The organism is Glycomyces tritici, from assembly GCF_030403505.1.
In genome coordinates this window covers 69,102-81,748 of sequence record NZ_JAUEMJ010000004.1, presented here as the reverse complement: position 1 = coordinate 81,748, position 12,647 = coordinate 69,102, and the positions used below count along the sequence as shown (strand labels likewise).

Annotated in this window: 12 protein-coding genes; 5 read left to right on the top strand and 7 right to left on the bottom strand. The window is 71.5% G+C overall.

The genetic code is table 11. The features are described 5' to 3' along the window. Window positions 1-108: 108 nt before the first annotated feature. The 6 genes from QWI33_RS14400 to QWI33_RS14375 all read right to left on the bottom strand — a co-directional run bounded on the left by QWI33_RS14400 (window position 109) and on the right by QWI33_RS14375 (window position 5,364). Window positions 109-786, bottom strand: coding sequence for a Crp/Fnr family transcriptional regulator (locus QWI33_RS14400; RefSeq protein WP_026924818.1), 678 nt, complete (start codon window positions 784-786; stop codon window positions 109-111). Between the two features lie 304 nt (window positions 787-1,090). Beyond that, on the bottom strand, window positions 1,091-2,287 hold the full coding sequence (locus QWI33_RS14395; RefSeq protein WP_289957848.1) for a MarP family serine protease: 1,197 nt from the start codon (window positions 2,285-2,287) through the stop codon (window positions 1,091-1,093). Between the two features lie 11 nt (window positions 2,288-2,298). Continuing rightward, entirely contained in the window at window positions 2,299-2,952 is a 654-nt protein-coding gene (locus QWI33_RS14390; protein WP_289957847.1) for an NUDIX hydrolase, read from the bottom strand. Beyond that, complete coding sequence (locus QWI33_RS14385; protein ID WP_289957846.1) at window positions 2,949-3,509, bottom strand: TlpA family protein disulfide reductase; 561 nt, start codon at window positions 3,507-3,509, stop codon at window positions 2,949-2,951. Before QWI33_RS14385 ends, QWI33_RS14390 begins: the two co-directional genes overlap by 4 nt. Next, window positions 3,506-4,270: an endonuclease III gene (gene nth, locus QWI33_RS14380; RefSeq protein WP_289957845.1), complete on the bottom strand. Its 765-nt coding sequence runs from the start codon at window positions 4,268-4,270 to the stop codon at window positions 3,506-3,508. The genes QWI33_RS14385 and nth overlap by 4 nt, the downstream gene beginning before the upstream one ends. Continuing rightward, complete coding sequence (locus QWI33_RS14375; RefSeq protein ID WP_289957844.1) at window positions 4,267-5,364, bottom strand: S8 family serine peptidase; 1,098 nt, start codon at window positions 5,362-5,364, stop codon at window positions 4,267-4,269. Before QWI33_RS14375 ends, nth begins: the two co-directional genes overlap by 4 nt. Window positions 5,365-5,646: 282 nt before the next feature. Here QWI33_RS14375 and QWI33_RS14370 point away from each other — a divergent pair, with 282 nt between their 5' ends. The 5 genes from QWI33_RS14370 to QWI33_RS14350 all read left to right on the top strand — a co-directional run bounded on the left by QWI33_RS14370 (window position 5,647) and on the right by QWI33_RS14350 (window position 11,774). Next, window positions 5,647-8,082 (top strand): SseB family protein, encoded by a 2,436-nt coding sequence (locus QWI33_RS14370; protein ID WP_289957843.1) that lies wholly within the window; start codon window positions 5,647-5,649, stop codon window positions 8,080-8,082. Further along, window positions 8,079-8,444, top strand: a complete 366-nt coding sequence (locus QWI33_RS14365) for a UCP033725 family protein (protein WP_344473611.1) — start codon at window positions 8,079-8,081, stop codon at window positions 8,442-8,444. Before QWI33_RS14370 ends, QWI33_RS14365 begins: the two co-directional genes overlap by 4 nt. A 278-nt stretch (window positions 8,445-8,722) precedes the next feature. Continuing rightward, window positions 8,723-9,877 carry a Gfo/Idh/MocA family protein gene (locus QWI33_RS14360; protein WP_289957842.1) on the top strand — a complete coding sequence of 385 codons (1,155 nt, stop codon included), beginning with the start codon at window positions 8,723-8,725 and terminating at the stop codon, window positions 9,875-9,877. Then, window positions 9,874-10,965: a dihydrodipicolinate synthase family protein gene (locus QWI33_RS14355; RefSeq protein WP_289957841.1), complete on the top strand. Its 1,092-nt coding sequence runs from the start codon at window positions 9,874-9,876 to the stop codon at window positions 10,963-10,965. Before QWI33_RS14360 ends, QWI33_RS14355 begins: the two co-directional genes overlap by 4 nt. Before the next feature lie 5 nt (window positions 10,966-10,970). Then, the gene (locus QWI33_RS14350) at window positions 10,971-11,774 is read left to right on the top strand and encodes a sugar phosphate isomerase/epimerase family protein (RefSeq protein ID WP_353895481.1); all 804 of its coding nucleotides are present in this window, start codon (window positions 10,971-10,973) and stop codon (window positions 11,772-11,774) included. A gap of 145 nt (window positions 11,775-11,919) precedes the next feature. On the opposite strand, the gene QWI33_RS14345 is transcribed toward QWI33_RS14350, so the two are convergent. After that, on the bottom strand, window positions 11,920-12,594 hold the full coding sequence (locus QWI33_RS14345) for a class F sortase (protein ID WP_289957838.1): 675 nt from the start codon (window positions 12,592-12,594) through the stop codon (window positions 11,920-11,922). Window positions 12,595-12,647: the final 53 nt, after the last annotated feature.

The following is a 12,647-nucleotide window of genomic DNA, read 5'->3' as shown; positions in this document are numbered from 1 at the left end:
CGAACGTCGAATCGCCCAAGGGCGGGGGACGGGGTGATCACCGGCACTGACCGGGGAATGAAGAAGGCCCCCGGCGATGCCGGGGGCCTGCAAGTTCACACGTGAGCGTTACACGCGGGCGCGCCGAGCCAACCGCTCGGGGTCCATGATGATGACGCTCTTGCCGTCCAGGCGCAGCCAGCCGCGGCCGGCGAAGTCGGCGAGGGCCTTGTTCACGGTCTCGCGGGAGGCGCCGACCAGCTGGGCGAGCTCCTCCTGCGTCAGGTCGTGGGTGACGCGCAGGACGCCGCCGTCGCGGGTGCCGAAGCGGCTCGCCATGTGCAGGAGGGCCTTCGCGACACGACCGGGGACGTCGGTGAAGATGAGGTCCGCCATCGAGTCGTTCGTGCGACGCAGCCGGCGTGCTATCACGCGCAGCAGCTGCTCGGCGATCTCGGGCCGGTTGGCCAGCCAAGGGCGCAGCGCCGTCTTCGACAGGCGGGCCATGCGGGTGTCGGTCAGAGCGGTGGCGGTGGCGGTGCGGGGACCGGGGTCGAACAGCGCGAGCTCGCCGACCATGTCGGACGGGCCCATGACCGCGATCAGGTTCTGGCGGCCGTCGGCAGAGCGACGCCCCAGCTTCACCTTCCCGGACATGACGATGTAGAGACTGTCACCCGGCTCGTTCTCGGTGAAGACGGTCTGGCCCTTGTTGACGTCGACGTACTCCATCTCTTTGATGAGCGACTCGACAGCTTCGGGATCTACGCCCTTGAACAGGGCGGCCCTGGCCAATACATCTTCCATGTCCGTTCGCACCTTTCTTCAACGCACCGCTAGTGCAAGTACTGAGTCTATGCCTCTTGTCCGCATTGCGGGAGCGAGACCCCCGTAAATCCACATGCGCACGTAGACGCCGGAATCGACATTCGTATCCGAATGAATGCGTTCCGTCGGTTCCGAGCGTCACCGCGAGAGACTCACCACGCCGTCTCAGCAGGGTGTACGTTCCGGAAAACGGAAAGCGTCGACAGCGACCGGTACAGCCTACCTGCAATGTGACGCCACGCCCAGTATCAGGCAATGGCGTATTCCCACAGGAACCCACAGATCACGTACAAGATCCGGTGCCGACGGGGCCCGAAGCGGTGCGCCCCGCGTCCAGGACAGGCGCGGACTCGTCCATGGTGAGCGCGTATCCGGTCTCCGGGTCGTCGATGGCGGCGGCGAAGATGACTCCGATCACCTCGCCGTGCGGGTTGAGCAGGGGGCCGCCGGAATTGCCGCCGATGATCCGCGCGTAGAGCTGGTAGACCTCGCGGGTGACCGTGCCGTCGTCGTAGATGTCGGGGCCGGTGACGATGCGCGCCTCGCGGATGCGGGCGGCGGTCGCGGTGTAGGGGCCGCCGCCGGGGTAGCCGAGGACGATCGCGTCGTCGCCGGAGGCGGCGGTGTCGGACTGGAGCGGGAGCGGTGCGGCGTCGAGGTCGGGGACGCTGAGGATCGCGAGGTCCTTCTCGGGCTCGAACACGATGACCTCGGCGTCGTACAGGTCGCCGTCGGATTCGACCTGCACCTGCTCGGTGCCGGCGACGACGTGCGCGTTCGTGGCCACGAGGCCGTCGGCGTAGACGAAGCTGGAGCCCTCGATCTGGCGGTCGCAGGAGGGGGCCGAGCCGTGGACCTTGAGGACCGAGTCCTCGGCGTTGACGACCACGCTGGAGGCGGCGAGCTCGGGGTCGGGCGGGTCGACGTCGCGGGCCTCGGTCGGGTCGAGCCCGGAGAACACGTCCGGCATCCCGGAGGTGTTGAGCGATTCGCGCATCGACTCGTAGACGCCCTTGACCGCCTCGGGCATGTGCTCGTCGATGCCGGTGAGGAGGCTCGAGTTGCGGACGGCGGAGGCGACCGCGGGCATCGAGGAGTTCGCGAGCGGCGCGGCCGCGACCCAGGTGACCAGGAGCACCGCGGCGACGGAGACGAGCGGGCCCGCGAGGTGGTCGAGGCGCTTGGAGCCGTCCCGGCGCAGCCGCCGGCGGAGCTTGTACCCGATGGAGGTGGCGATGGCCATGCCGCCCAAGGCGAGTGCGAAGACGACCAGGAGCGAGGCGATGAGCTTCGCGAGCGCCTCGGTGTAGAAGTCGGCGGCGAACGGCGCGAGCTGCGTGCCGAGGATCGCTCCGCCGAGGAAGCCGAAGAACGTGGTCGCGGAGGCGATGAAGCCCTCGCGGTAGCCGTTGATGGCGAACAGGAGCGCCAGCAGCACGATCACGACGTCGACGAGGAGTCCGGCAGTGGTCGGCTCCATGCGCCCTCCGTTCAGTGCCGTTCGAGCTCCATCGTCCGTTCGGCGTCCCAGGGGCGGGCCCAGCCGCCCAGGTCCAGCAGCCACGACAGTACCCCGGCGGTGAAGCCCCAAATCAAGGGCACGCCTTCGATCTCGAAGCCGGGGCCGCTGCGGCCGGACGGGAATCTGACGGTGCCACGGGAGGCCGGGTCGGCCAGGAGCGGCAGCGGCACCTGGTGCGCGGCGGCCACTTCGGAGGCCGCCTGCGGCGCGACGAGGTGCGGGCGCTTCCACAGGGCCAGCACGGGCGTGACCGCGAAGCCGGACACCGGGATCCACAGTTTCGGGAGCGACCGGCCGACGGACACCGATGCCGGGTCGACCGCGAGCTCTTCGGCGGCCTCGCGCAGCGCGGTCGCCGCGGCGTCGGCGTCACCGGGTTCGGTGCCGCCGCCGGGGAACGCGACCTCGCCCGGGTGGTGGCGCAGGGTCGCGGCGCGCTGCTGCAGGAGCACCGAGGGGCCCTCGTCGCCGTCCTTGAGCAGCACCAGGACCGAAGCGGTCCGGGCGTCGGCCTCCTCGTACGGCTGCAGGTGATCGGCGATCACCCGCATGACCGAGGGCGGCTCGGCCTCGGCCGCGGCCTTCAGCAGCGGCGGCCACCAGTCGGGGCGGGGATCGCTCATGAAAGCTCCAGACCGAACGCCGACTCGGCGGTCTCGACCATCGACTCGGTGGTGACGCCCGGTTCGGCCACGAGCGCGGCCACGGTGCCGTCCGTGCGCACGTAGGCCATGCCCGGCAGGCCCGGCACACCGAGCCCGATCCGCACGGCCTCATCGGGATCGAACACCGAAGGGAAGGTCATCCCGAACCCCTCGGCGAACGAGCGCCCGACGTCCCGCGCATCGGCCGTGTCCACCCCCAGCACGTCGACCTGGTCGCCGTACGCCTGGTAGAACGCCTCGACCTCCGGCGCCTCCGCCTGGCACGGCCCGCACCAGCTCGCCCACAGGACCACGACCATCGGCTTCCCGCCGGGGCCGACCGACGTCGCCGCCTCGTCGCCGAGGCAGTCCAGCTCCAGGTCGCCGACCCCCTCGATCGGCGCCGAACCGGAGGCGCAGGCGACCGACCAGGTCGGCTCGCCCTCGTCGGGGACCGAGACGCCCGGCTCCGGGGACTCGCTCGTGCAGGCCGCCAAGAAGCAGAGTGCGGCGGCAGCCGTCAGGACCCGCTTCACGCGCTCACCGCGTTCTCGACGCCCGCGAGACGAATCAGCTCGTCGACGTTGTCGCCCTTGAGGAGTTTCGCCGCCTCGGCCGGGTCCGTGGGGCCCTCGCCGTACGACGGGCACTGCTTCGCGAGCGTGCACGCCCCGCACGCGGGCTTGCGCGCGATGCAGACGCGGCGGCCGTGGAAGATGATCCGGTGCGAGAACATCGTCCACTCTCGGTGGTCGATGAGCTTCTGCAACTCGAACTCGAGCTTCACCGGGTCCTTGCCCGCGACCAGTCCGAGCCGGTTCGTGATCCGGATCATGTGCGTGTCCACGGTGATCCCCGGAACGCCGAACGCGTTGCCGCGGATGACGTTCGCCGTCTTGCGGCCGATGCCCGGCAGCTTCACCAGGGACTCCATGTCCTCCGGGAGCCTCCCGCCGTGATGCTCGACCAGGGCCTTCCCCAGGCCCATGATCGACTTCGCCTTGTTGCGGTAGAAACCCGTGGGCCGGATGATCGCCTCGACCTCTTCGGGATTCGCCTCCGCGTAGTCCTCCGCGGAGCGGTACTTCTTGAACAGCGCCGGCGTCGTCAGGTTGACCCGCACGTCCGTGCACTGCGCCGACAGGATCGTCGCCACCGCCAGCTCCAGCGGATTCGTGTAGTCCAGCTCGCAATGCGCGTCCGGGTGGGCCGCAGCGAGGAGGCGGTCGATGACGCGGGCCCGGCGCTTCTTGGCCAGCTCGCTTTCAGTGCCCTTCCGGGCGTCGGCGGCGGTCACCCCGCCATCGTACGCGGGCGCCCGGGCAGCCGACCGCCTCGCCGCACGCCGCGCCCGCCCCGCAGCACCAGCGCGGACACCCCGATCAGGCCGCCCCCGGCCGCCGTCGCCGCCGCACTCCACACCGGTGAGATCCCGGCCTCGACCGGCGCCGCCGCCCGCGGCAGCACCTCCGCCGCCACCGCCGCGGCCACGTCCACGATCCCCTCGCCCAGGCCCGGCCCGCCCGCGGACGCCGTCTCCGTGAGCGCCCGCCGCACCTGGTCGGCGCTCCACTCCGGATGCGCCGAACGCACCACCGCCGCCGCCCCCGACACCACCGCCGAAGCGAACGAGGTCCCCGTCACCGTCTTGTACCCGCCGCCCGGTTTCGCCGCGTGCAGATCCACGCCCGGCGCCGCCAGGTCCGTCTCCCCGCCCGTGACCGCCGTCCGCCACCGGTCGCCGTGCTGGTCCGAGCCCGTCACCGCCAGCACGTCCGAGACCCGCGCCGGGAACCACACGTCCTCGTCCGGCGCGTCCTCGTGCTGGTTCCCCGTGCACGCCACGATCAGCACGTCATGCCGCTCCGCGTACGCGATCGCCTCCGCGAACGGCGGCGAGTCGTAATGGCCCCCCAGGGACAGGTTCACGATGTCCGCACCGTTGTCGACCGCCCACTCGACCGCCGCGCCCACCATCGCCGAATCGTGGTACCGGTTCTCGTCGTCCAGGACCCGCACCGGCAGGATCGCCGCGTCCGGGGCGATCCCCGGGTGCCGCGACTCCGCGCTCCCCGCGATCAGCCCCGCCACGGCCGTACCGTGCCCCACCGGGTCGGCCTGCCCGAACGCCCGCTCGTACACCGGCCCCGGATCCGACCCGAACGCCAGCAGCCGCGGCTCCGCACCCGGGTCGATGTCGACATAACTGCGGCCGGGGAGCACCGCCCCCTCCAGGGCCGGGTGATCCGCGTCCACACCCGAGTCGATCACCGCCACTGTGACCCCCTCGCCCGTCGCCACCGGCCAGGCCTCCGGGGCCCGCACCGCGGAGAGGTGCCAGGCGCCGGGCGCGGACGCCCGGCCCGTGTGCGCGGAGAGCAAGAGCGCCAACAGCGTCGAGCACAGACAGGCGAGAACGAAGCGTGCAGAGCGGTCTCCCATGAGAACCGGATCGTTACACAGCGACAGGCCCACAGCGTGGGAATGACACACGTTCTCCTTTATGAATTCGTTATTCTCGCCCTACTGACGGAAACTTGACAGCGCCCTCGCGTTACGGTGACGATCGCGAGGGGACGCCGCGTTCGCTCGACATGCACGGCGAAGCTTGCGAGCCGCAACCGTGCACCGCCCCATCCAAGACCGGTAGGGGGGAAGGGCTGAGTGGGATCGATGTGGGAACCCAGTAACGAGATCGAGCACCGCCTCCGCGAGGCGCTGCGGGCCGAGGACCAGGACGGATACTTCCGCATCCTGGCGCAGATCGAACTCGTCCTTCCATTGTCCTATGAGGACTCGAACGGGTCCGGCGCCGACACCTGGGCCACCTGGACCACCGACGACCGCACCCACATCCTCGCCTTCACCTCCGAAACCGCCCTCCAGACGTGCCTGCGCGACAACGCCGGCGCCTCCCGCCGCGTCTCCTTCGCCGCGCTGGCCGAGGCCTGGCCCGACGAGGAGTGGTGGCTCGCCGTCAACCCCGGCCTGCCGATCGAGGGCTACCTCCCGGCCTGGTTCGTCACCCAGGTCGCCCAGGGCATGACCACGGTCCCGGCCGAGTCCGCCCCTGAACCCGCCGCCGACCCGTACGGCGACACCTATTCCTCTGGCGCGCAAGCGTCGCCGTTCGCGGCCGCGCAGTCGGACCCGTTCGCGAACCCGATGGCGCCCGCCCCCGAGCCGCGCCGCGAGAGCTTCATGCCCCCGGCCCCGCCGGTGCCCGACGTGCCGCCCGCCCCGCGGCGCTCCTCGGACCTGAACGGCACCGCGCAGCAGCAGTCCACCGTCGGCGGCACCACCCCCGCGGGCCTGCCGCTGCGCCAGCCGCCGCGCGACGAGACCCCTGAACCCGACGGGTTCAACGGGCACGCCTTCGCGTCCCAGCCGCCGCCCGAGCCCGAGCAGTCCCAGCCCCGCTCGCAGGGGTTCGGCTCCCAGCCGCGCGGCACCGGATCGCAGCCGCGCGAGTTCGGCTCCCAGCCGCAGGGCTTCGGGTCGCAGCCCCAGGGCTTCGGCTCCCAGCCGCAGCACCACTCGCAGCCGCCGGCCGTGCCGACCCCGCAGGCGTTCCCCGGCGACTCGCAGTGGCCGAGCCAGCCGAACCCGCAGGACCAGTGGCCCGACGCGCCCGACTGGCTCCGCGATCAGCAGCCCGACCCGTCGACGCTGCCGACCCGCGCACCGGCCCCGCCGCACGCCGCGCCCACCCCGTACCCGGCCGGCGAGTCCTTCGGCGGCGCCGCCGCGTTCGGCGCCCCGACCCCGGCCGCGCCGCAACAGGCGTACCAGGGCGGCGGCGCCTTCGGCAACGACCCGTTCGACGCCGACGCGCGCTCCGCCGAATCGTTCGCGTCCATGTCGAGCGCGTTCGGCCGGCGCCCCGCCGACGAACCGCAGCCGAGCGTCCAGACGCAGGACCAGGGGCAGCCGACCGAGCTCACCGGCGACGAGGCCGAGCCGCTGCTCGCCGAGGCCGCCTCCTCCGGCGACACCGCAGCGTTCCTCCAGACCCTCCTGTGCGCCAGCGTGATCCTGCCGATCGGCGACCCCGAGGCCGCGCACCTGCGCGTCGGCGACCCGGCGTTCCGGTGGGCCAGCGACATCGTCGACGGCATCATCGGCATCACCGTCTACACCACGATCGAGCGCATGGCCGAGCGCGCCGGCGAGGACACCCCGCACACGGTCGTCCCGTTCGGCTGGCTCATCCAGCACTGGCCCGCGCAGGACTACGCGCTGTACGTCAACCCCGGGACCTCCGTGGGCGCCAACATGAGCGGCCCCGAGATCGAACCGCTCATCAAGTGGGCCGAGGCGAAGGACCTGCTCGCGTTCGCGACCGAGATGGAGAAGCGCCAGGCCGCGGCCGCGCGCGCCGAATCGCCGTCGCACAAGGTCCAGCCGATCCTGTGGCAGAAGACCATCCCGCACCAGCAGGTGCCGTTCTACCTCGACCGCGGCTACGACCGCGTCGGCGGCTTCGTGCACCCGGCCGAGGCCGTGGACCACCTGCGCACGCCCGCGCAGCTGTACCTGGCGCTGGGGCTCATCCGCCTGAACGAGGAGTTCAGCCCCGCCGACGACTCGGTGCACGTGCTCCGCTGGATCGGCTACCGCACGGACCTCTACCCGACCGCCTTGGGCGGCAACGACTACGCGACGGCCGAAGCGCGCGGCGGCACCGTCGTCGAGCCCGGCCCGTTCCGCGGCGACGGGTTCGCGCCCTCCGAGGGCGACGAGCGCATCCCCGAGCACAAGGTCGACTCGGTGCGCCTCCCGCACGGCGCGAAGATCCTCCGGATCGACTCCCGCGGCGAGGTCACCGAACTGGCGTTCTACGACGCCGACACCCGCGAGTGGACGCCGATCGACGGCGCCTACGCGAAGGGCCCCGCGGCCATCGAGGCCCCGCCGACGCCGGCGCTGCCCGCCGCGCCGGCCGTGCCCGCGCCGAGCGGCCCGATGGGCGAGGCGTACGGGTACGACTCCGCGTTGGGCGAGGCCTGGGGCGACGCCGACGGCCACTACGACCTCGTGCGGCCCAAGCCCGAGGAGCGGGCCGCGCACGTGCTCGACACCCGCGACCGCGAATGGAAGGACGCCTGATGCGCGACGGCTACATCGCCCGCTGGAAGGGCGCCGAATACGACTCGAGCCCCGACGGCGCCCACGTGCGGCTGTACTCGCCCACGGGCGGCGACGGGTTCGTCGAGGTCGCCGACGGCCGGTTCCGGCGCGGCGTGCCGATCGGCGAGCTCGAGGACTTCTTCTACGTGCGCACCGTCGCCACCTGGCGCGGCGAGCCGTTCCTGGTGCTCGGCGCGTCGGGGGAGTGGCTGCGGCTGGAGTACCGCGGCGGCCGCAGCGACGTGGCCCGCTCGCTCGGGCTCGAGCCGTACGACAACGGCGTGTACCAGATCTGGGCGCCCGCCGAGGAAGTCACCGACATCAGCGAGCAGTACCTCTAAGACCTACTGGCGAGCCCCGGCCGACCGGCCGGGGCTTTCCGCGTGCCCGGGCGAATCCGCTGGGCTCGACCGTGAGGCGAAAGTGTCAGGAGACCGCTTTCACATGGATGCCGTTTGATGTATAGTTCAGGAAAATAAGAAAGCGTTTGCCTCCGTCTTCGGCGGCGCGTGCGAGCCGTAGATCTCGCGCAGTCCGCGGCGAATCCGCGGCCGTGCCTCCGCGTCCGGCCGGCAAGCGCTTCCGCAGCCATGTTCGGCAAGGTCTGGAGCACATCCCTATGGCAGAGAGAATCACCGTCGGCATCGCCCTCAACGGGGTGACCGGGCGCATGGGCTACCGGCAGCACCTCGTGCGCTCACTCCTCGCCATCCGCGAGCAGGGCGGCGTGGAGCGCGCCGACGGCAGCGTGATCTGGCCCGAGCTCACCCTGGTCGGCCGCAGCGCCGACAAGCTCGCCGAGATCGCCGGCCGCCACGGCCTCGACAAGTACACGACCAGCCTGGACGAGGCCCTCGGCGACGACAAGATCGACGTCTACTTCGACGCCCTCACCACCCAGCACCGCCTCGCCGCCGTCAACTCGGCCATCAAGGCCGGCAAGCACGTGTACACCGAGAAGCCCATCGCCACGAACCTCGACGACGCCCTCTCCCTGGCCCGCGCCGCGCGCGACGCCGGCGTCAAGAACGGCGCGGTCGCCGACAAGCTGTACCTCCCCGGCCTGCGCAAGCTCAAGCGCCTGGTCGACTCCGGCTTCTTCGGCCGGGTCCTCTCCGTCCGCGGCGAGTTCGGCTACTGGGTCTTCGAAGGCGACTGGCAGGAGGCCCAGCGGCCCTCCTGGAACTACCGCGCCGAAGACGGCGGCGGCATGGTCCTCGACATGTTCCCCCACTGGTCCTACGTCTTCGAGGAGACGTTCGCCAAGGTCAAGTCCGTCTCCGCCCACGTCACCACCCACATCCCCGAGCGCTTCGACGAGCACGGCAAGGCCTACGCCGCCACCGCCGACGACGCGGCGTACGCGGTCTTCGAACTCCAGGACGGCACCGTCGTCCAGATGAACTCCTCCTGGGCCACCCGCGTCGACCGCGAGGAGCTCGTCGAGTTCCACGTCGACGGCACCGAGGGCTCCGCGATCGCCGGCCTGCGCAAGGCCCGCGCCCAGCACCGCGTCCACACCCCCAAGCCCGTCTGGAACCCCGACATCGACCAGCCGATCCCGTTCCGGCAGCAGTGGCACGAGGTCCCCGACAACGAGGTCTTCGACAACGGCTTCAAGATCCAGTGGGAGGAGTTCCTGCGGCACGTCGTGGACGACGAGCCGTGGCACCACGACTTCCTCGCCGCCGCCCGCGGCGTGCAGCTGGCCGAGGCCGGCTACCGGTCCGCCCGCGAAGGCCGCCGCATCGAGCTGGAGGACCTGGTCCTGTGACCCGCAAGTTCACCTCACGCGTCATCTACTCCGCGGCCCACGTGGTCGCGGACCCCTTGGCGGACAACGGCCCCGGCCGCCCCGCCCAGGTCGACTGGGACGCCACCATCGCCTACCGCCGGCACCTGTGGGACCTCGGCCTCGGCATCGCCGACGCCATGGACACCGCCCAGCGCGGCATGGGCCTGGACTGGGAGGCCACCAAGCAGCTCATCCGCCGCTCCGCCGAAGCGGCCGGCCCGGACGACCTCCTCGCCTGCGGCGTCGGCACCGACCAGCTCGGCGCCGCACCGACCACCATGGACGAGATCCGCGCGACCTACCTCGAGCAGCTCGGCGTGGTCGAGGACGCCGGCGCGGGCACGATCCTCATGTGCTCCAGGGCCCTCGCCGCGAGTGCGAAGAGCGCCGACGACTACAAGGCGCTCTACGCCGAGCTCCTCTCGGAGGTCAGCGGCAAGGCGATCCTGCACTGGCTCGGCCCGATGTTCGACCCGTCGCTCGAAGGCTACTGGGGCTCCTCGGACCTCGAGGCCGCCGCGGACACGTTCATCGAGATCATCACCGAGAACGCGGCGAAGATCGACGGCATCAAGATGAGCCTCCTCGACGCCGAAGCCGAGATCGCGGTGCGCCGCAGGCTCCCCGAAGGGGTCCGCTGCTACACCGGCGACGACTTCAACTACCCGCGCCTCATCGCCGGCGACGAGTTCGGGCACTCCGACGCGCTCTTGGGCATCTTCGACCCGCTCGCGCCGCTCGCGTCCAAGGCCGTGCAGCGCTTGGACGAAGGCGACATCGCCGGCTTCCACGCGATCCTGGACCCCACGGTCCCGCTGGCGCGCAAGGTCTTCGAGGTTCCCACGTTCAACTACAAGACCGGCGTCGTGTTCCTGGCCTGGCTCTCGGGCCACCAGGACCACTTCAGGATGGTCGGCGGACTGGAATCGGCCCGGTCGATCACGCACCTCGGTGAGATCGTCGACCTCGCCCTCGAAGTGCACCTCTTCCCCGACGAAGCGCTCGCCGTCGACCGCTTCAACGCCCTGCTCAAGGTCGCGGGCCAGCCGAAGCGGACGCTCGCATGAGCATCATGGAGCGGTTCTCCTTCAACCACGCCACCGCGAAGTTCTGGGACCAGCGCGAGGCCGTCGAGGCCTGCGCGCGCACCGGCTCCGGGATCGGCCTGTGGCGCGAACCGGTGCAGGAGATGGGCGTCGAGGCGAGCGCGAAGCTCGTCGAGGACTTCGGCGTCGCCGTCACGAGCCTGTGCCGGGCCGGGTTCTTCACCGACCCGACCGAGGCCGCCCTCGAGGACAACCGCAAGGCGATCGACGAGGCCGCCGCCATCGGCGCGCCGACGCTCGTGCTCGTCTCGGGCCCGATCCAGCCGGGCGGCACCATCGACAGCGCCCGCGAGGGCGTCAAGACCGCACTCGCCGAGCTCGCGCCGTACGCGCTCGAGCAGGGCGTGACGCTCGCGATCGAGCCGCTGCACCCCATGTTCGCCTCCGACCGGTGCGTGGTGACCACGCTCAAGGAGTCGCTCGACCTGGCCGCGCCGTTCGACCCGGCCGCCGTCGGCGTCGTGGTCGACACGTACCACCTCTGGTGGGACCCGGAGGTGTGGAACGGGATCGAGCGGGCCGGCGCCGAAGGGCGCATCGCCTCGTTCCAGCTCGCCGACTGGGTCACCCCGCTCCCGGCGGGGGTCCTCACCGGGCGCGGGCAGCTCGGGGACGGCTGCATCGAGATGCGCCGGTACCTGGACGCGGTGGACGCGACCGGGTTCGACGGCCCGATCGAGGTCGAGCTGTTCAACGACGCGCTCTGGGCCCGCCCGGGCGCGGAGGTCTTCGAAGAGACCAGGGCCGCTTTCGAGCGGGTCCTGACATAGGCGCCGCGGGCGCGGACCGGCCGGTTGGACTGGCCGGACCCCGCGCCCGCGGACGACCCCCCCGGAATGCCGCGGGGGCGGGACCGGTTGGGGTCAAGACCCCGGTCCCGCCCCCGCGGTCGGTTTTTCCAAGCCGTGCGGAGGTTCAGTCGTTGAAGTGGTCGCGGCCGTTGAGGAGGCGCTCGCGGTCCTTTTCGGTGGCGTCGCGGTGGCCGGTGTAGCTCGCGAAGACCACCAGGTTCTCGGTGTAGTCGCCGGTCTCGCGGTCGAAGGCGCCGCCGCAGGTGATCAGGCGCAGGGCCGGCTCGGGCTCGATGCCGAAGACCTCTTCGTACGGCAGGCGCCGCTTCGCGTAGGACTCGATCGCGGTCACCTTGAAGGCGACGACGATCCCGTCCTCCCGGGTGACCTCGATGCGGTCGCCCTTGTCGACTTCTCTGAGCGGGAAGAACACTGCGGGGCCGGAGCGCTCGGTGTCCACGTGCCCTATGAGGACCGTGGGCCCGAACTCGCCGGGCGTGGGACCGGCCTCGAACCAGCCCGCCTCGTGGGGGCGCCACATGCGGGGGACCTCGAAGTTCCCCTCGTAGTCGAGGCCGAGCGCGGTGAGCGGGGCGTGGACGCCGACCGCGTCGATGTCGACGCGGGTCGGCTCCGAGCGGTCGAGCCAGGTGCCGCCCGCGGGGTCGGCGACGGCGAACGGGTCGTCGTGGAACGGGCTCCCGAACTGCGGCATCCGCAGCGAGGGCACCGGGACGACGCTGCCGAGCATGAGCCCGAGGCCCCCGGCGAGCACGAACGAGAGGATGACAGCGGCCACCGGCCGGAACGCGGGTTCCGGCCGGTGGCAGGGTCTTGCGGTTTCAGGTCGTT

Coding starts and splice junctions, on each gene's coding strand:
- QWI33_RS14400 (WP_026924818.1), bottom strand. CDS start 786: ATGGAAGATGTATTGGCCAGGGCCGCCCTGTTCAAGGGCGTAGATCCC.
- QWI33_RS14360 (WP_289957842.1), top strand. CDS start 8,723: ATGGCAGAGAGAATCACCGTCGGCATCGCCCTCAACGGGGTGACCGGG.
- QWI33_RS14370 (WP_289957843.1), top strand. CDS start 5,647: ATGTGGGAACCCAGTAACGAGATCGAGCACCGCCTCCGCGAGGCGCTG.
- QWI33_RS14350 (WP_353895481.1), top strand. CDS start 10,971: ATGGAGCGGTTCTCCTTCAACCACGCCACCGCGAAGTTCTGGGACCAG.
- QWI33_RS14390 (WP_289957847.1), bottom strand. CDS start 2,952: ATGAGCGATCCCCGCCCCGACTGGTGGCCGCCGCTGCTGAAGGCCGCG.
- QWI33_RS14395 (WP_289957848.1), bottom strand. CDS start 2,287: ATGGAGCCGACCACTGCCGGACTCCTCGTCGACGTCGTGATCGTGCTG.